Here is an 18,321-nt window from a genome sequence, read left to right on the forward strand (position 1 = left end):
TGGGGCGGGATTATACATGAAGCGCTTACAGGGCGAGCCTATCAAGCGGGTTGTTGCTTATTGGCGCTGATGATCGAACAACATTTGGTGAAATTGGTTGTAAAGCGCCTTGCGGGTTGTGTCATCAATGCCAAATTCTGCACAAACGGCAGAAACATAGTGGATGATGTGGCTGATGCTGTCGCCTTTGAAGTGGTTTTCCAAAAGGTCAATGGCACCAATCAGCTGGGTTTCGGTGAGATGAGGCTCAAAACAAGCCCATGCAATTTGTCTTCTGAGATTGTGGTCGTCAATAGCCATGCGGAATTTGTACAAAAAACAGGATAACAGGTTAACGCCTACCTAAAGCGGCAATGCGTATTTAACGGCCTTATAGTCTAGCAGTTTTGCGAGGGTGGCTACAGAATGTAAAGGCTAGCCGATGAAAATGTTGGTTTGGGCAAAACCAGTGCAAAGCAACGCCGTTCCAATAAAAAATGAACAAATTTGATGCGTCGGCATCAACTGTGATGCCAAGTTTCGCCCCGCCAATAGCGTTAAATTGCCCAATTTGTGCGGTGTTAGGCGAAAAACGCCTGCCGGTTTTCCCTGAAAACTATAAAGGTTTAAAACTTGCATGGTTTTTGGCTCGCTTTGTCCTTAAAAAACAACAAGGCAGCGTTTACAGTTAAGTTGGATAGACTAAATGCCCACTATTTTGGTATAGTCGCAGGCTTTATGGCTATTGCATCAGCCCTTTCTAATCATTTTACCACTCGTCAAACTGGAGAATCTCTATGCCAATTAAAGTTGCAATCAATGGTTATGGCCGTATCGGGCGTAACATCGTCCGCGCCTTGTACGAAGCAGGTCGTACTAACGAAATCCAAATCGTTGCAATCAATGACTTAGGTGATGCGAACACCAACGCACACTTAACACAATACGACACCGTGCATGGCAAATTTCCTTTTGAAGTGGCAGTTGATGATGATTGCATCGTAATCAACGGCGACAGCATCAAAGTTTTTTCAGAACGCGACCCATCAAAATTGCCTTGGGGCGATTTGGATGTTGACGTTGTCTTTGAATGTACCGGTTTCTTCACCAGCAAAGCCAAAGCTTCTGCCCACATTGGTGCAGGCGCTAAAAAAGTCATCATTTCTGCACCAGGCGGCGATGATGTTGATGCGACCATCGTTTACGGTGTCAACCACCTCACCTTAAAATCAACTGACACCGTTATCTCTAACGCTTCTTGCACCACCAACTGTTTGGCGCCTTTGGTCAAACCTTTGCACGATGCCATTGGCGTGGTTCATGGTTTGATGACCACCATCCATTCTTACACTAACGACCAAGTGTTGACCGACGTTTACCACAGCGACTTACGCCGTGCACGTTCTGCCACCCAATCAATGATCCCAACCAAAACCGGCGCTGCGGCAGCGGTTGGTTTGGTATTGCCAGAATTGTCAGGCAAGTTGGACGGTTTCGCCATGCGCGTACCGACCATTAACGTATCGGTTGTCGATTTGACGTTCACTGCCGCAAGAAGCACCAGCAAAGCAGAGATTGATGAAATCTTGAAAGCCGCTGCGGCTGGCCCATTAAAAGGCATTTTGGAAATCAACGAAAAACCATTAGTGTCTTCTGACTACAACCACAATCCAGCGTCTTCTATCTACGAAGCGCCATTGACAAAAGTTCTCGACGGCAACTTCGTCAAAGTCTTGTCTTGGTATGACAACGAGTGGGGCTTCTCAAACCGTATGTTGGACACGTCAATCGCTTTAGTTAACGCCGAGTAATCCCGTCATGTTAAGAAGAACCAAAATTTTAGCCACATTAGGTCCTGCTTCAGATCAACCTGGTGTGCTTGAGGGATTGTTTGAGGCAGGAATTGATGTTGTACGCTTGAACTTCTCTCATGGTTCTGCTGAAGACCACATCGCCAGAGCCAACGCCGTCCGTGAGTTAAGCAAAAAAACCGGTCGTCGCGTTGGTATCCTGGCGGATTTGCAAGGCCCTAAAATCCGTATCGCCCGCTTTAAGGATACCAAAGTTATTTTGGAAGAAGGCCAAGCTTTTGCGCTGGACATCAATTTTGATCCTTTAGCAGGCGACAATACCCAAGTCGGCATCACTTATGAGCCTCTGGCCTTAGAAGTAAAGCCAGGCAGCCGTTTGTTGTTGGACGACGGCCGTATTGTTTTGGATGTGGTTAACGTTGAAAACATGCGTGTTAACTGTACTGTTGCGGTGGGTGGCGCGTTATCGAACAACAAAGGCATCAACTTGTTGGGCGGCGGCCTTTCGGCTGCCGCTTTGACGGAAAAAGACAAAGAAGACATCATCACTATCGGCAAAATCAAATGCGATTATGTGGCGGTTTCTTTCCCGCGTTGCGCAGAAGATTTGCATGAAGCCCGTCGTTTGTTGCAAGCAGAAGGTTGCCATGCCGGTATTGTTTCTAAAGTGGAACGTGCTGAAGCCATTGTTGACCCTGTCATGGACGAAATCATTCTGGCATCGGATGCCGTGATGGTTGCGCGCGGCGATTTGGGTGTGGAAATTGGTGATGCCAACTTGCCGGCTGTGCAGAAAAAACTCATTAAACGTACGCGCGAATTAAACCGTGTGGCAATTACCGCCACACAAATGATGGAATCGATGATTGAAAACCCGATTCCAACCCGTGCGGAAGTTTGTGACGTTGCCAACGCGGTTTATGACGGTACTGATGTGATTATGTTGTCGGCAGAAACGGCTTCGGGCAAATATCCGATCAAAACCGTTGAAGCTATGCACCGCATTTGTATTGAAGCCGAAAAACAGTCTGCGGTTCGTACTTCAGACCATCGTGTCGACCATCAGTTTGATCGTGTTGACGAAGCCATTGCGATGTCTGCTATGTATATGGCTAACCATACCAAAATTAAAGGTATTGTGACGCTGACAGAATCGGGTTCAACGGCTTTATGGATGTCCAGAATCAGTTCTGCAATTCCGATTTTTGCTTTTACCGGCGAAGAAGAAGCGTTGGGCAGGGTGACTTTATACCGTGGTGTTTTCCCGATTGAATTTAAAAATATCGAAAAAGACCATGCTGAAGTCAACCGTGACATCGTTAAGCAGTTAAGAAAATGGAATCTTGCCAAAGACGGTGATAAGTTCATCATCACCAAAGGCGATTTGACAGGCATTAAAGGCGGCACCAACGCCCTTAAAGTCATCGTAGTTGGACAAGGACTGACACCTTAGCAGGTACACTGTTCGGGTTTGTGCAAACACAAGCCTGAATCCGTCAAAAAAGCCCCTTTGTTAGTCAACTTAGGGGCTTTTTTGTTTATAAGCGACTGGACACTGCCTTCATTTAAAGCAAGTGAATAAACCTAGCTGTTGCTGGGTTTTATGTCTGCTGGCCAATCGATTACAATAACCCTCCACGCTTTTCCCCTTTTATACGGTCACTCCTCAAGTTATCTGATTATTCATGAAAAAATTAAAATGCGCTGTCATCGGCACCGGTTATCTTGGCAAATTCCACGCCCAAAAATACGCCGGATTGCCGGATTGCGAACTGGTAGCTGTGGTCGATATTAATTTAGCCGCCGCCCAAGCCGTTGCTGACCAATACGGCGCACAAGCTTTAACCGATTACCAAAGCCTATTGGGTACTGTCGATGCCGTCAGTATCGTCGTCCCCACCACCTTGCATCATCAAGTGGCAAAAGCGTTTCTTGAAGCGGGCAGCCATGTGTTGGTGGAAAAACCCATTACCGTGACAGTTGCTGAAGCCGACGAATTGATCGCCATCGCCAGTGCCAATCATGTGCTGTTGCAAGTCGGGCATTTGGAACGTTTTAATCCGGCGGTGCTGGGTTTGGATAAAGACGAAAAACCGCTATTCATTGAATCGCACCGTTTATCGCCGTTTAACCCCCGCGCCAACGATGTCAGCGTGGTGTTGGATTTGATGATCCACGACATCGACATCATTTTGGCTTTGGTCGATTCCGAAGTGGAACGCATCGACGCTAGCGGCACAGCGGTATTGACGCAAGGCACGGACATCGCCAATGCGCGTTTGTTGTTCAAAAATGGTTGTGTCGCCAACGTGACCGCCAGTCGCATCAGCATGAAGCTAGAGCGCAAAATGCGCCTGTTCCGCCCCAGCTCTTACATTGCCGTCGATTTCCAAAACAAAACCCTCACCAAACACCGCACTGGCAGCAAAGAAATGTTCCCAGGCATTCCTGAGATAGAAACCGAAGAATCGGTGTTTGAAAGCGGCGATGCCTTGTTGGCGGAAATCCAGCATTTTGTCGATTGTATCCAGACGGGCAATAAGCCCTTGGTGTCTGGTGAAGCGGGTCGCAGGGCGTTGGCGACGGCGATTCGGATTACGGAGTTGTTGGGCGACAAGTGAGTTTTTTGATGCCATCTTTGAAAAACAACATCACCTTGATTTTTATCATCACCGAAAAAAGTAAGCGATTCCCGATGATGCCATTGAGCCGTTGGGTGATTTCAAAAGGTATTAATGGGCTAAGTGACAAATAGCGAAATGCTTATTGGGCATCAGTTTTCTTGCCCTACATCTACCAACCACAAATTAATAACACTCCTCAAAACCCTGTAAACAAGGAAAATACATGATCCCAATGGTAAACCTGAAAGCCCAATACGCTGAAATTAAAGATGAAGTGGAACAGGGCTTGGCGCAAACAATTGAAAATTGCTCATTTATTTTAGGGCCGAACGTACAGGCGTTTGAGCAGGAATGCGCTGCGTATTTGGGTGTTAAGCACGCCTTTGGCGTGGCTTCGGGTACCGATGCGTTGCATTTGGCTCTGATTGCCGAAGGCATTGGTGCGGGTGATGAGGTTATCACCACGCCGTTTACGTTTATTGCCACCGCCGAAGCCATTAAATATGTGGGTGCTGTGCCGGTGTTTGTCGATATTGATCCGCGCAGTTTCAATATTTCACCCGAGGCCATTGTTAAAGCCATTACACCGAAAACGAAAGCGGTTATGCCGGTGCATTTGTTTGGGCAACCTGCCGATATGGACAGCATTGCCGCCCTTTGCAAGGAACATAACCTGAAATTGATAGAAGACTGCTGCCAGTCGTTCGGTGCGAGCGTCAACGGTAAGCAGACTGGGTCAATTGGTCATTCCGCAGGTTTCAGTTTTTTCCCTAGCAAAAACTTGGGGGCATTTGGCGATGGCGGCTTGGTCGTGACGGATTCTGATGAGACCGCAGCCATGCTTAAGCAATTGAGAAATCATGGTTCGAATATCCGTTATTATCACGACATCATTGGTTATAACAGCCGTTTGGATGAAATGCAGGCGGTTATTTTGCGTGCGAAGCTAAAGCGGATTCACCAATATAATGAAGGCCGCCGCCGCGTTGCGCATTGGTATTCTGAGCTGATGGCTGATTTGCCGATTGCCACACCGTTTGAAGATGGTTTGGGCGTGCATGTCTACCATCAATATACCTTGTTGTCAGAACGTCGCGACGACATCATGCAAGCCTTGCAAGCTAAACAAATTGCTTGTGCGGTGTATTACCCCGTGCCGCTCCACCAACAAAATGCTTTTAAGGAAGAATGCGCCGGTTTGACGTTGCCTGCGACGGAATCGGTTGCGTCGCAATGTTTTTCATTGCCGATTTGCCCGTTCCTGAAAGAGGAGTCGGTTAAGGAGATTGTTGCGGTTATTGCACAAGTTGTTGCGTGATTGTTTAGTGGCTTAATAGTTCATGAATTTTTTGAGTATTATTAAGAAACAATAAGTCTATTTTTATGATTATTGTTAATCAATAAAACCTTATGTATAGTTTAACCGTAGTTTGAGCTACACCATTAAATTTATTTATAAGGATTCAACCATGAACAACTATTACAAAGACATTTTAACCGGCGCAGTATTTTTACTGGGGCTATTCGGCTTCATTTCCGGTGAGTTCATCATTTCTTCAACTTTATTTGCGACAGCTGCGATTGCCAGCAATGTCAACATGAACCGTAAACAGGATGATGACGGTCATGTAGCATGCGAACAATAACAGTTTTCCACTGGGCTTTTAAGCCATCCAACTAAAAACGTCCAAGGCAAAGCATTCGCCTTGGACGTTTTTCATTTTAGACATATCCACAATTTACCGGCGTTGTTTAGCCGCGTATTTCCCGCTTTTTCAAACTAGCCATTATTGATGGCGATTACGTTTTTAGCTGTTTATCCATTGGGTCTGGCCTTTCTGGCAATTATCGCCGTCAATTAAAATTTATCTTTTTAATTAGATGGTTAGGTCGTTTATCCCATTTCATTGAATGCCAATCCAATTGCTGATTGCAGGTTGTTGATATACAAATGACAAATAAATATAACCTTGATTTCTTTCAGGGTAATTTTTAGCCATTCTAAGCAAAGCCTAGAACCCACCTGCTTTTCAAGATCACAATCAACAGCTTTATCCACAGAAACTGTGGATAACCATGCCCCGAAAAACGCTGGGTAAGCTGCAGATTTGTTAATGCCCAAACAAGGGTGTAAGCCAAAAGAGGTCAGTCTGAACTCGGTTCTGATGAAGTTTTGCTTACCGGTGTTCTGCGTTTGCCAATGTTTTTCCTGTCGCGTTCGCGAATTTTAACTTTTTTTACCGGTGCTTTTTTCGGCTCGACCTTGCTTTTAACACCGGCGGCTTTGCCAGATGCTTTCACTTTTTTGGGGCCTTTGTAGCTGCCTGCCAATTCCTTGATTAAGCGGGTGGCAAATTGTTGTTTTAAGAAGCGTTGGATGCCTGAAATCACGTTCCATTCGCTGTGGTTGACCAATGTAATGGCTTGTCCGGTCGCGTCGGCGCGCCCTGTACGGCCTATGCGGTGTATATAGTCGATACCGTTTCTGGGCACGTCAAAATTGATGACCAAGTTGATGCCTTTTACGTCCAAACCCCGTGCCGCCAAGTCGGTGGCGACGATGATGGCAACCGTGCCATTGTGCAGCAAGCCCATCGTGCGTTTGCGGTCCCTTTGCTCCATTTCACCATGCAACACTGCGACGCGCAGCCCTAATGCACGCAAAGGATTTTCCAGTTCTTCTGTTTTTATGCGGGTGTTGGTGAATACTAAGGCTTTTTCGTAATCTTCATTCTGCAGCAACCACGCAAGCAGCTTTTGTTTGTGTTCGAAATCATCTGCAAGCATCAGCGATTGCTGAATGTTGCTGTGACCATCATGCAGGCTATTTAAAGCAATGGTTTGATGGTTGTTTAAGAGTTTGTCCGCCATTTTTATCACGCCATAATGCGTTAAGGTGGCGGAAAACAACAAGGTTTGGCGTTTTGGGTTGCAATGGCTGGCTATGCTCATGACGGCATCGCTAAAACCCATGTCCAACATGCGGTCTGCTTCATCCAAAATCAGCATTTGCAAATGCAGAAAATCGGGGGATTCTTGTTCAAGCAATTCCAGTAAACGTCCGGGCGTGGCGATCAATATTTCGACATTGCGGCGGATGCTGCTTTTTTGTTGTTTAAAATCTTCACCGCCGATGACTAAGCTGGCTTTGATGTCGGTGAATTCAGCCAAAGCGTGGCATTGGCCCAAAATCTGGCTGGCCAATTCGCGTGTTGGGGTTAGGATCAATACCCGTGTGCCGAAAAGGCTGGTTGGGTGGTCCAGCAAAAATTGCAGGGCGGGCAATACAAAGGCGGCGGTTTTGCCGCTGCCGGTTTCGGCGCTGACCAATAAATCTTTACCGGCGATGACGGCAGGGATGGCTTGTTCTTGTACCGGCGTAGGTTGGTTAAACCCCATTTGGCTGATGGCTTTGAGCAGTTCGTCAGCCAGTAAAAGGTCGGCAAAGCTAATGGGGTTTTCGTTTGAAGTGGTAGGCATGAATATTTAAGAGCGTCTTGCAGATAATGGTAAGGGATGATGGCGTTTATTATAAACTGTTTGCAAACCCAGCTATGATTAACTCGTGTAAACCCTAAAAGTAACAAAGGTAGGACTATGATACCCATTAGAGATACAGCCCCCTGCAATTCAAAACCGATTGTCACGTGGTCAATTATAGCGGTTTGTGTGCTGGTCTTTGTGGTGATGTATTTTATGCCCCAAGAAGAAAGCAACCGGTTGATCCAATTGTACGGCATGATCCCCATACGCTATTCCAACGGTTGGAAAGGTTTGCAGGGCTTGCCGTTTGACTATTATTTTTCATTTTTCAGCAATTTGTTTTTGCATAGCACGTGGCTGCATTTAATCACCAATATGTGGTTTTTGTGGATTTTTGCCGATAACGTCGAAGACCGCATGGGCAGGCTGCGGTTTTTGGTTTTTTATTTGTTGTGCGGGTCAATAGCCACTTTTTTGCAGTGGCGCTTTGATCCCACCTTGACCATTCCGGTGGTGGGGGCTTCGGGTGCCATTGCCGGTGTGTTGGCGGCGTATTTTTTCCTTTATCCGTTAGCGCGGGTGATCGTTTGGGTGCCGATCCTGTTTTTGCCGATTGTGATCCATGTGCCGGCTATCGCATTCTTGGGTTTGTGGGTGTTGTTCCAATTGCATAACGCCACGACAGCCTTGTTGTTTGAGTCGGGTATGGCTAGCGTGGCGTGGTGGGCGCATCTTGGGGGATTTATTGCCGGATCGGGTTTATATCCGTTTTTTCTGCGCAAAAACCCAGCAGAAAATTAAAGTTTTTTAAAGGCTTTCAGGTATAATCTGCGCTTCAAAAAGTGGGGCTTTCTACAAAAATATCCACAAAAAGCTACCTCAGTTATTCAGGACATTAAAATAATATGAAAAAAGTTAACGTTGCGTTGGTAAGGCTGCTCCAGTTTGTTGTCTTTGTACTTTTCACTTTTATGGTAATCGCCTATTTCGGTGCGATGGTGTTGTTGCCTTTGGATGCCATTGCCTTATTGATAAAACTGATGGGCTTCGTTGGCTTGCATGGTTTTATCGGTGCTTTAGTTGCCATCCCTGTGGTGGGGTATTTGTGCATGATGGTCTACAAAACACCCGATTTGTGCAAAATGGTGGTTGAGACCGGTGTTGAATTGGTAAAAACTGGCAAAACAAAAGTAGAAGCTTTCAATGCCATTGCAGAATCGCTAAAAGCTTAATTGCCCATACTTATTTAGTTAAAAAAGGCGTATCCGACGATACGCCTTTTTTTATGCCTGCTTAAAAATGCCGTTGATAAAGGCGGAGATATGTTCCAGTTCTTCAACGCATACCGAGTGACCCATCAAATAATCGTGCCATTGCACGCTATAACCTAAACCGGTAAGTCCGTGGTAGGCGTTTTTGGCAACCTCAATGGCAATAACCGCATCTAAAATTCCGTGTGCCATTAAAATGGGTAAGGATTGGTTGGCTTCGCTGCCTGTTTTTGCCACTTGCTTTAAGGTCGGCAAATAAGTCGATAACGCCAAAATGCCTGCTAAACGCTTTGGAAAGCATAAGCCTGTATGCAAGGCGATCATCCCGCCCTGTGAAAAACCTGCCAGCAAAATATTTTCCGAGGCAATGCCTTTGTCCATCTCCCGCTGGATGAGTTTGCCAATGGCTTGGCAAGATTGCTCAATGCCCGGTAAATCAACCGGACCGTCTTGGTGTAATTCAATAATATCGTACCAAGAGCGCATTTCCATGCCGCCGTTAATGGTGACGGGCTGGATAGGCGCATTGGGAAAAATAAACTGGATGTTGTCAGCCGCCTGCAGGTTCAGCTCACTGACGATGCCTTCAAAATCATGACCATCGGCACCTAGCCCGTGCAGCCAGATGACCGAATAAAGATGGGTTGAGCGTGGTGGTATTTCTACAGTCGTTAATGCCGTTTGCATTGCGGATTCCAAGGGCTGGGTATTTGGGTGAATTGGGTTTGCAGTTACTATGCAATGCCGGAACTGTTTTGACAAGTAAGGAATTGTTGTAAATATAGGTACAATACTCAAATTCACCTTTTTTCTGTGCAAGCGATGTCTATTCCTTTACTGTTAACGTTAGTCATTTTTTTGGCGGCAATCCATTGGAACAAAGCTGAAAAAATTAAAGAAATTGCCATAAAGGCAACCCGCGACCATTGCCATGCCATGCAAGTGCTGATGCTGGATGATTACATTGCTTTCAAATGCTTTTCTTTTAAACGCGGCAGAAACGGCAAAAGGCAGCTGAGACGCGACTACAGTTTTGAATTTACCTCAACCGGCGATGACCGCTATAACGGACGCATTACCATGTTGGGGGCGCGTGTTGATTCCATCTACATGGAACCTTACCGCATCAATACCGATTGACTACCATCAGACATCAGGAGCCATTATGCCTACTTGCCCATCTTGCGGCTTTGTCAATGCCAATAATGAAATGCGCTGCCCCGAATGCGGCGGTTTTTATTCGAAAGTGCTGGAGCTGATCGACCAGGAAGCCACTGAAGAAGAATTGCAAACCTTCCAAGGACGGCTTAAGCGCATCTTGTCTTCTGGCAGCATTAAAAAAGGGCTGTCGGCAGAATGGCATGCGTTTAAAGAAAGCTTAACGCCACAGGCCAAGTTTGCCTTATATGTCATTTTTGCCTTTGTGTTCGCGCTGGTCCTCAGCGTGTTGTAGCCCGTCAACCCACCGTAAAGATCAATCTGCTTATGTCCCAGACCGTCTATCCTGTCAAACCCGAAGTGGCTGCCCATGCGCACATAAACGCCGAGCAATACCGCTGTCTTTATCAGCAATCCATCGAACAACCGGAACAATTCTGGGCGGAGCAGGCCGAGCAGTTCTTAATGTGGATGCAGCCTTGGCAGCAAGTTTTGGAATTTGATTACCAACAAGCCCATATCCGTTGGTTTGAAGGCGGCAAGCTGAATGTCAGCGTCAATTGCTTAGACCGGCACTTGCCAGAACGTGGCGAGCAAACGGCAATTATTTGGGAAGGTGACGAACCTGACAACGATAGGCGCCTTACTTACCGGCAATTGCACGCACAAGTCTGTAAATTTGCTAATGTGCTAAAAGATTTGGGCGTTAAAAAAGGCGACCGTGTTTGTATTTACTTGCCGATGCTTGTCGAAGCGGCAGTTGCCATGCTTGCCTGTACGCGCATAGGCGCGGTTCATTCGATTGTATTTGGCGGCTTTTCGGCAGAGTCTTTAAAAGACCGCTTATTGGATGCCGATTGCCGTTTTTTGGTTTGTGCCGACGAAGGCTTTCGCGGCGGTAAAAGCATCCCTATAAAACACACGGTCGACAACGCTGCCAAGCATTGTCCGAAGCTGGCAAAAGTAGTGGTGGTCAGGCACAGCGGCAATCCCGTTGATTGGCATGAACCCCGCGATGTTTGGTATCACGAGGCGATGGCGCAAGCCGCTGCCGAATGTGAGCCGGAAGCGATGGCAGCCGAAGACCCGCTGTTTATTCTCTACACCTCCGGCTCAACCGGCAAACCTAAGGGGGTCTTGCACACCACCGGCGGTTATCTGCTCTATGCGGCAATGACACACAAATATGTGTTTGATTACCACGACGGCGATGTTTATTGGTGTACCGCCGATGTCGGTTGGATTACCGGTCATTCCTATGTGGTTTACGGGCCGCTATGCAATGGTGCCACTACCTTGATGTTTGAAGGCGTGCCGACCTATCCGTCGGCAGACCGGTTCTGGCAAGTGATTGATAAGCATCAGGTCAATATTTTTTATACGGCGCCCACCGCCATCCGTGCATTGATGGCGCAAGGCAACCATTACCTCGACAGCAGCGTGCGCAACAGTTTAAGGATATTGGGCAGCGTCGGCGAACCCATCAATTCGGAAGCGTGGGAGTGGTATTACCACCGCGTCGGCAAAGGCCGTTGTCCGGTTGTCGATACGTGGTGGCAAACCGAAACGGGCGGTATCTTGATTACCCCCTTGCCAGGTGCGACCGATTTGAAGCCGGGTTCGGCAAGCTTGCCATTCTTTGGCGTGCAACCCCACATCATCGATAACCAAGGCAACCGCCTTGAAGGTGAGGCTGAAGGCATTTTGGTTTTCAGCCATCCGTGGCCTGGGCAAGCCCGTACAGTTTATGGCGATCATCCGCGCTTTATCGACACTTATTTTAAAAGCTATCCGGGTTATTACATGGCGGGCGATGGCGCACGTCGCGATGCCGATGGCTATTATTGGATTACAGGGCGCATTGACGATGTGATTAACGTCTCAGGCCACCGATTGGGGACAGCGGAAATTGAGGCCGCCTTGGATTTGCATGAAGCGGTTGCCGAATCGGCAGTGGTGGGTTATCCGCACGCCATCAAAGGGCAGGGCATTTATGCTTATGTGACGTTGTGCGCAGGTTTTGAACCTAGCGAGACAATGAAAAAAGAGTTGGTCGTGTTAGTCAGGCAAGAAATTGGCGCTATCGCGGGCGTTGATGTGATCCAGTGGGCGCCTGCTTTACCCAAGACCCGCTCCGGTAAAATTATGCGGCGTATTTTGCGCAAAGTGGCGGCAAATGAGTTGGAAAATTTAGGGGATATTTCCACCTTGGCAGACCCGTCGGTGGTGAAGGATATTATTGCTAACCGGAAAAACCGGTAGTTTTTAGGGAAAAATCCGCCATCCTTGGCAAACGAGTTTCCGTTTTAATTAATGATGGCAGCCTTCGCCATGGACGTGTCCGTGCGCCATTTCATCTTTCGTGGCAGGTCTGACATCGACGATTTCGACATCGAAAGTTAACGCCATGCCCGCTAACGGGTGGTTGCCGTCGATAGTGATGTCGTCGCCTTCAACGCCAATTACGGTGACAACGCCTGGGCCGTCGCTGACATCGGCATGGAATTGCATGCCCACTTCAACGGTGTCAATGCCTTCAAACATGGCGCGCGGGATCACCTGTACGCGTTCTTCCATAAATTCGCCGTAAGCGTCTTCCGCATCAATACGGACGTTCAGTTTTTCGCCAGCGGTTTTGCCATGCAAGGCTTTTTCTAAACCGGAAATGATATTGCCGGCACCTTGTAAATAAACCAATGCAGCACCACCGATTGAGCTGTCAATAACGTCGCCGTCATCGTTGGTAAGCGTGTAGTGGATGGAAACAGCCGTATTGTCAGCAACTTGCATTTAAAAACCTTCTGGTTAAATTAATAAATTGCTTATCATAAATCTTTAGCATTGATTTGTCCGTAAAAATAGCTCGATGCGACCATTAAAGTTTTATAAATGCGAGCCTTGGCTTGGGTTGGACGGTATTAATCTCAGTTGAATTCTTTTATACTTGCCCGATAACACTAATAAGGAGCAATCATGGAAAAACAATTCATTTTACACATGCTGACCACTGCCAAAAACTTAAGCCCGTTTGATGTCAACATGGCATTGGACGCCGGTTGGGTTTCTGCGTTGGCTTACACCAATGTTGAAGCCAGCGAAGTGCAAGGCTTGGTGCAAGACGCGATTTTTTCCCGTAGCGTTAAAAATTTAAAACGGACGGGCATCTTCATTGGTGGACGTGATACCAAACAAGCCATGGACATGCTGAAAATGGCCAAACGCTCAATGGTGCCACCGTTTGAAGTGTCCGTGTTTGCTGATCCTAGCGGTGCATTTACTACTGCCGCCGGCATGGTTGCTGCGGTTGAACGTGAATTGGCAGCAAAATTTAACACCACTTTGGAAGGTAAAAATATTTTGGCATTGGGCGGTACAGGCCCTGTAGGCCAAGCGGCGGCGGTTATCGCAGCCCAAGCGGGCGCTAATGTGCGTATTATCGGCAGACAATTGGAAAAAGCCCAGCTGATTGCCGATTTGTGCAGCAACGAATTTGGCGATGGCAAAATTACCGTCACCGCCGGCGCCGATGCCGACAAAGCTGAATACATTAAAACAGCTGACGTGGTTTTTGCTACCGGCGCAGCAGGTATTGAATTGCTTAGCGCGGAATTGATTGCCTCAGCACCCCAATTAAAAGTGGCTGCTGATGTGAATGCGGTACCACCTGCCGGTATCGCCGGTGTCGATGCTTTCCACAACGGCACGCCAATTGAAGGTTCGATCAGCGGTGCAGTGGGTATTGGCGCATTGGCGATTGGCAACGTGAAATACCAAGCGCAAAACATGTTGCTGAAAAGAATGATTACGGCTGAAAAACCCGAATACCTGCATTTTGAACATGCGTTCGAAGTGGCTAGAGAGTATGTTAAGGCTAATGCTTAAGCATCTTTAATTTTCCGCCTAACTTGAGGTTTCCAAATGGAGAAACGCAGTATCTTGCATATGTTTGACCCGATGCCCCATAACAGTCCATTTGATGTCAACATGGCATTGGATGCGGGCTTTGACGTATTGATGCCTTATAGCAATGTCAAATTGGATAAAGTCAACGGCCTGACCCAAGATGCCATTTTCTCCCGTGGCCCTGCGGGTGTTAAGCGTACGGGCATTTTTATTGGCGGTCGCGATTTAGGTTTGGCGATGGATATGCTGGATGCCAGCCGCCAAGCCATGGTGCCACCGTTCGAAGTGTCGGTATTTGCAGACCCCAGTGGTGCTTTCACGACGGCTGCTGCGCTGGTCGCCTGTGTGGAAAAGCAATTGCAAACGGTGCATGGGAAAGAACTGAAAGACTGTAAAGCCTTGGTGTTTGGCGGAACGGGGCCGGTGGGCATTGCTACCGGTGTCATTGCCTCTTTGGCGGGTGCAGACACCGCGTTGGTTGACCATTTGTCAGCCGATACCGCGCAAGATGTCGCCAATGCCTACAACCGCCGTTTTGCTTGCACATTAAAAGGTGCGGTGGGCAGCAACGATGACGAAAAAGCCCAATTGCTTGCCGATGCCGATATTGTTTTCTGTACGGCCAAAGCCGGTATCCAAGTGCTCAGCGCGAAAGTATTGGCGGCAGCCAAGCAGTTAAAAGTGGCTGGCGATGTCAACGCTGTGCCACCAATGGGCATTGAAGGCATTAAACGCAACGATTTGGGCCAGCCTTTAATTTATGCCAGCCAATGCGAAAATGCGGTCGGCGTCGGTGCCTTGGCGGTCGGTAATGTCAAATATCAATTGCAAAACAACATGTTGGCTTTGATGTTAACAACTGAAACGCCTTTGTATTTAGATTTCAGGCAAGCCTTTACGCAAGCTAGAAGCATCGTTTAAAACCAGCAGATAAGAAGGAAAACCTGTTTTCAGGTTTTCCACTGTCATGAGGCAAAAATAATTACACACAGCCAAACAATGACTCGACATGACAGAATTTTATTTGCGGGCGACCCTCATGGTAATTTCCAGCCCCTCATTAATGCCGTCCATAAACACCAACCTGAGGCCGTCATCTTATTAGGTGATTACGACTTGGATAAACCGCTTGAGGATTATCTGGGCGAAATTGCCGAAATGACGCAAATTTGGTGGATTGCTGGCAACCACGATTTCCAATCACCCTGCAAGCACCGCAACTTGTTCCAGTCGGCCTTCAAAGACAATAGTTTGCATTTAAAAGTGACCGAAATTGCCGGATTAAAAATTGCCGGTTTAGGAGGCATTTTTCTGGGTAGGGTTTGGTATCCGCCCAAAGAACCCAAATGGACAGACAAGCAGCATTTTTTGGTCAACCAACCGCAAGGCTTAAAAAACGGGGGGATGACCTTAAAGTATTTGTCCGCCATCTGGCCTGATGAATTTCAGCAACTCAAAGCCCTGAACGCCGATATTTTAGTGACCCACGAAGCACCGGGTTCGCATCGGCACGGGTTTCAGGCAATCACCGAATTGGCAGTGGCTATGGGCGTCAAGCAGTTGTTCCATGGGCATCTCCATGAAAATTACAGCCGCATCATCAAACACAATATCAAGGTTCATGGCGTTGCCAATCATGCTGTTTCTGACTTGCTAGGCAATCTTTGTTCTTAATGGCCCCATCTAGCCAAACTTTCCATTAAAGGCTCCTCTAAACCCTATGGCAAACTTCATTCCTCCTTATCCGCACCGGCCTGCTAAAGATTTAGGGCCGCTTGATACCGTTAAATATGCCCGTCGGGATTTGTTGTCAATCTGGCCTGAAACCATTTTTTCACAGCAATTTAGCTCCACTAAAATCATTAACCTTTGGGTGTTTATCGCCAACAGTCCGGAAAGGGTCAAGCATGTCCTGGACACCCAAAGTGCCAAATACGAAGCCAAAAGCACCTTACTGCGTAAGGCGTTGGAGCCATTATTGGGTGAGGGCATCAATGTTTGCGATGGCTCAATTTGGCAAAGCTTATGGTTAGACCCGCAACAGGCACAGTATTTTGACGATATTGTCTATGCCGCTACCCAAGCCCAAATACAGCAATGGTCGGCATTAAAACCAGGGGCAAAAATAAAGGTGCTGCCTGAAATGCGCCAGCTGGGTGCGGGCATTATCAGCCGTTGCTTATTTGGCAAAGGCATCACCGACAAACAGGTCAACGAATTGGTCGAAAGTTTTTCTGCATACCAAGCCGCCATCGAACAAATGGGCATCGTTTCCTTTTTAGGCGTTGCCAATTGGTTGCCTAGTTTTGGTGCCAGTAAAGTCCAACAATCCGCCCAACGTATCCACCGCCTGTTGGATGTGTTGCTTGCCGAAGGCCGTAACAACAGCGACCCTTCCTGCATAATGGCTTTGTTGCTTGCCCGCCAAGGCGAAACCTTAAGTGCCGGACAAATCCGCAATGAACTGATCCTGTTGTTTATGGCAGCTTATGAAATCATCGCCAACACCCTATCTTGGGCGTGGTATCTGGTTTCGCAGTGTACCGAAACGGAACAAAAACTGTATCAGGAAGCCGCAAGCTTAATGGCAGACCCATCTGCCCGTGTGACCGATGCCGACAATCTGCCTTTTAGCCATGCCATCATCAAAGAAACCTTGCGCTTGTATCCGCCCATGCCCATCTTGTTAAGGGAAGCTAAAGTGGATGACAAAATTGGCAAGCGTGACATCCCCACCGGTTCCATCATGCTGGTTGTGCCTTGGTTGTTGCACCGGCATAAACTGTATTGGCAAAATCCCGACCATTTCATGCCGGAGCGGTTTTTGCCCAATGCGCCTGCCATTCTGGCCTTTAGTTATTTGCCGTTCAACGCCGGCGCGCGCGAGCCGCTGGCGCAGTTTTTTGGCGGCTCGGTGACAGCGATCTGTCTGTCGGCTTTGTCCAGCCAGTTCCGATTGCAGTTGCCCAAAGGCGAAAAAGTGGGTCACGAATGCCGCATCACATTGCGCCCGCAAAGCGATTTGACCCTGCAAATTCTAGCCCGATAAAGACAGTCAAAAACACGAGAGCTTGCTGTTTTTTTAAAATAATCAAAGCGTTAAATCTTCTAATCGGGTAAACTGTCTAGGTGATTCGTTCAGGCGATTGGGCTGATACATGCCGTCGTCTGTTATTTAATATTCTTAGTAGGTTTTACCATGATGCAGTTTACGCCCGAAGGCCAGCAAACAATCAACAACATTGCCCAACGTTACCACTTTAGTTTTGATGCGGTATGTAGCATGTTGCAATCCGTTATTAATGGCAACGGTTCAATGGCACAATTCAGCCACCCCGAATTCGGTGGTTCTGGGCAATGGATGCGCGGCGGCATGATTATGCTGGGCGATATGTTTAACAACGGCTTGAAAAATTCCGTGGGCGGTTTGTGCCAAGAACTTTCCAACTTGATTGCCAGCCAGCCCAATCTCATCCAAACCGGCAGTTTCCAATCGCAAAACCAAGGTTCGCAACAACAGGCCCATTTTAGTGGCAATCAGCAGCAACAAAATGGCGTCAGCGGCAACGCGCCGGTCAGTTTGTTTGTTCCGCCACCCGCAGGCAGTTCCGGCAATTGGTGGCCTGCGGGCTTGCAATTCCCGAATAGTACGGGCGCGCAAAACAATGTCCGTTACGCCTATTTTGCCACCATTAACCGTTTGGCGATTGATGCCAATGGTCATGTCACCTTGTATGACACGCTTGATCACCACATTGGCGGCTTTTCGCAGCAACAATCGGTGGGCGGTTCCATTACTTTTACCAGCCAATACGGCGTGGTTGATGTCAGCAATTTACCGGTTATTTCGGTTGATAATGTGCCTGTTCAAAAGCCAATACCACCGGCGTTCCAGCCCACCGTATCAACCCATAACACCAGCAGCCCAAGTGGCGATATTTTTACCGCGATAGAAAAATTGGCGGTGCTGTGGAATCAAGGTTTACTGACCGATGCCGAATACAGCAGCAAAAAAGCAGAATTGTTAAGCCGCTTGTAAATTTCAGAAAACAACTGCGGAGTCCAAAGTTTTGGATTCCGCAAAACCGATCC

At 47.6% G+C, this 18,321-nt stretch carries 20 protein-coding genes; 15 read left to right on the forward strand and 5 right to left on the reverse strand.

Annotated elements, in window-relative coordinates:
* Positions 1-57: 57 nt before the first annotated feature.
* On the reverse strand, positions 58-300 hold the full coding sequence (locus tag ACYQ1O_RS05565) for a hypothetical protein (protein WP_459990659.1): 243 nt from the start codon (positions 298-300) through the stop codon (positions 58-60).
* Between the two features lie 476 nt (positions 301-776).
* Between ACYQ1O_RS05565 and gap the strand changes: the two genes are divergently transcribed.
* The 5 genes from gap (at position 777) to ACYQ1O_RS05590 (ending at position 6,060) form a co-directional block, all read left to right on the forward strand.
* The gene (gene gap, locus ACYQ1O_RS05570; RefSeq protein WP_459990660.1) at positions 777-1,790 is read left to right on the forward strand and encodes a type I glyceraldehyde-3-phosphate dehydrogenase; all 1,014 of its coding nucleotides are present in this window, start codon (positions 777-779) and stop codon (positions 1,788-1,790) included.
* Between the two features lie 7 nt (positions 1,791-1,797).
* Positions 1,798-3,243: a pyruvate kinase gene (gene pyk, locus ACYQ1O_RS05575; protein ID WP_459990661.1), complete on the forward strand. Its 1,446-nt coding sequence runs from the start codon at positions 1,798-1,800 to the stop codon at positions 3,241-3,243.
* 232 nt (positions 3,244-3,475) lie between these two features.
* Positions 3,476-4,411 carry a Gfo/Idh/MocA family oxidoreductase gene (locus tag ACYQ1O_RS05580; protein WP_459990662.1) on the forward strand — a complete coding sequence of 312 codons (936 nt, stop codon included), beginning with the start codon at positions 3,476-3,478 and terminating at the stop codon, positions 4,409-4,411.
* A gap of 226 nt (positions 4,412-4,637) precedes the next feature.
* Positions 4,638-5,732, forward strand: coding sequence for a DegT/DnrJ/EryC1/StrS family aminotransferase (locus ACYQ1O_RS05585; protein ID WP_459990663.1), 1,095 nt, complete (start codon positions 4,638-4,640; stop codon positions 5,730-5,732).
* A 151-nt stretch (positions 5,733-5,883) separates the two neighbouring features.
* On the forward strand, positions 5,884-6,060 hold the full coding sequence (locus ACYQ1O_RS05590; protein ID WP_459990664.1) for a hypothetical protein: 177 nt from the start codon (positions 5,884-5,886) through the stop codon (positions 6,058-6,060).
* A gap of 248 nt (positions 6,061-6,308) precedes the next feature.
* On the opposite strand, the gene ACYQ1O_RS05595 is transcribed toward ACYQ1O_RS05590, so the two are convergent.
* Entirely contained in the window at positions 6,309-6,536 is a 228-nt protein-coding gene (locus ACYQ1O_RS05595; RefSeq protein ID WP_459990665.1) for a hypothetical protein, read from the reverse strand.
* Positions 6,537-6,559: 23 nt separating this feature from the next.
* Positions 6,560-7,894 carry a DEAD/DEAH box helicase gene (locus tag ACYQ1O_RS05600; protein ID WP_459990666.1) on the reverse strand — a complete coding sequence of 445 codons (1,335 nt, stop codon included), beginning with the start codon at positions 7,892-7,894 and terminating at the stop codon, positions 6,560-6,562.
* A 117-nt stretch (positions 7,895-8,011) separates the two neighbouring features.
* On the opposite strand from ACYQ1O_RS05600, the gene ACYQ1O_RS05605 reads away from it, so the two are divergent.
* Positions 8,012-8,698, forward strand: a complete 687-nt coding sequence (locus ACYQ1O_RS05605) for a rhomboid family intramembrane serine protease (protein ID WP_459990667.1) — start codon at positions 8,012-8,014, stop codon at positions 8,696-8,698.
* A gap of 104 nt (positions 8,699-8,802) precedes the next feature.
* Entirely contained in the window at positions 8,803-9,129 is a 327-nt protein-coding gene (locus tag ACYQ1O_RS05610) for a hypothetical protein (RefSeq protein ID WP_459990668.1), read from the forward strand.
* A 51-nt stretch (positions 9,130-9,180) separates the two neighbouring features.
* Here ACYQ1O_RS05610 and ACYQ1O_RS05615 read toward each other — a convergent pair whose 3' ends face one another.
* Positions 9,181-9,855, reverse strand: coding sequence for an alpha/beta hydrolase (locus ACYQ1O_RS05615; protein WP_459990669.1), 675 nt, complete (start codon positions 9,853-9,855; stop codon positions 9,181-9,183).
* Positions 9,856-9,990: 135 nt separating this feature from the next.
* On the opposite strand from ACYQ1O_RS05615, the gene ACYQ1O_RS05620 reads away from it, so the two are divergent.
* Genes ACYQ1O_RS05620 through acs form a run of 3 tightly spaced genes read left to right on the forward strand, consistent with a single transcriptional unit; the run spans position 9,991 to position 12,588 of the window.
* Positions 9,991-10,308 (forward strand): DUF3301 domain-containing protein, encoded by a 318-nt coding sequence (locus ACYQ1O_RS05620; RefSeq protein WP_459990670.1) that lies wholly within the window; start codon positions 9,991-9,993, stop codon positions 10,306-10,308.
* Positions 10,309-10,333: 25 nt separating this feature from the next.
* The gene (locus ACYQ1O_RS05625; RefSeq protein WP_459990671.1) at positions 10,334-10,621 is read left to right on the forward strand and encodes a hypothetical protein; all 288 of its coding nucleotides are present in this window, start codon (positions 10,334-10,336) and stop codon (positions 10,619-10,621) included.
* A gap of 32 nt (positions 10,622-10,653) precedes the next feature.
* Complete coding sequence (gene acs / locus ACYQ1O_RS05630) at positions 10,654-12,588, forward strand: acetate--CoA ligase (RefSeq protein WP_459990672.1); 1,935 nt, start codon at positions 10,654-10,656, stop codon at positions 12,586-12,588.
* 48 nt (positions 12,589-12,636) lie between these two features.
* On the opposite strand, the gene ACYQ1O_RS05635 is transcribed toward acs, so the two are convergent.
* Positions 12,637-13,116 carry an FKBP-type peptidyl-prolyl cis-trans isomerase gene (locus ACYQ1O_RS05635; RefSeq protein WP_459990673.1) on the reverse strand — a complete coding sequence of 160 codons (480 nt, stop codon included), beginning with the start codon at positions 13,114-13,116 and terminating at the stop codon, positions 12,637-12,639.
* A gap of 183 nt (positions 13,117-13,299) precedes the next feature.
* Between ACYQ1O_RS05635 and ACYQ1O_RS05640 the strand changes: the two genes are divergently transcribed.
* From ACYQ1O_RS05640 to ACYQ1O_RS05660, 5 genes are all read left to right on the forward strand, one after another.
* Entirely contained in the window at positions 13,300-14,208 is a 909-nt protein-coding gene (locus ACYQ1O_RS05640) for an NAD(P)-dependent methylenetetrahydromethanopterin dehydrogenase (protein ID WP_459990674.1), read from the forward strand.
* Between the two features lie 36 nt (positions 14,209-14,244).
* Positions 14,245-15,150: an NAD(P)-dependent methylenetetrahydromethanopterin dehydrogenase gene (locus ACYQ1O_RS05645; protein ID WP_459990675.1), complete on the forward strand. Its 906-nt coding sequence runs from the start codon at positions 14,245-14,247 to the stop codon at positions 15,148-15,150.
* 78 nt (positions 15,151-15,228) lie between these two features.
* Positions 15,229-15,903 (forward strand): metallophosphoesterase family protein, encoded by a 675-nt coding sequence (locus tag ACYQ1O_RS05650; RefSeq protein WP_459990676.1) that lies wholly within the window; start codon positions 15,229-15,231, stop codon positions 15,901-15,903.
* A gap of 46 nt (positions 15,904-15,949) precedes the next feature.
* Positions 15,950-17,278, forward strand: coding sequence for a cytochrome P450 (locus ACYQ1O_RS05655; RefSeq protein ID WP_459990677.1), 1,329 nt, complete (start codon positions 15,950-15,952; stop codon positions 17,276-17,278).
* 150 nt (positions 17,279-17,428) lie between these two features.
* A complete protein-coding gene (locus tag ACYQ1O_RS05660) occupies positions 17,429-18,268 on the forward strand; it encodes an SHOCT domain-containing protein (protein ID WP_459990678.1) in 840 nt (279 codons plus the stop codon).
* Positions 18,269-18,321: the final 53 nt, after the last annotated feature.

The organism is Methylosoma difficile (assembly GCF_054657615.1).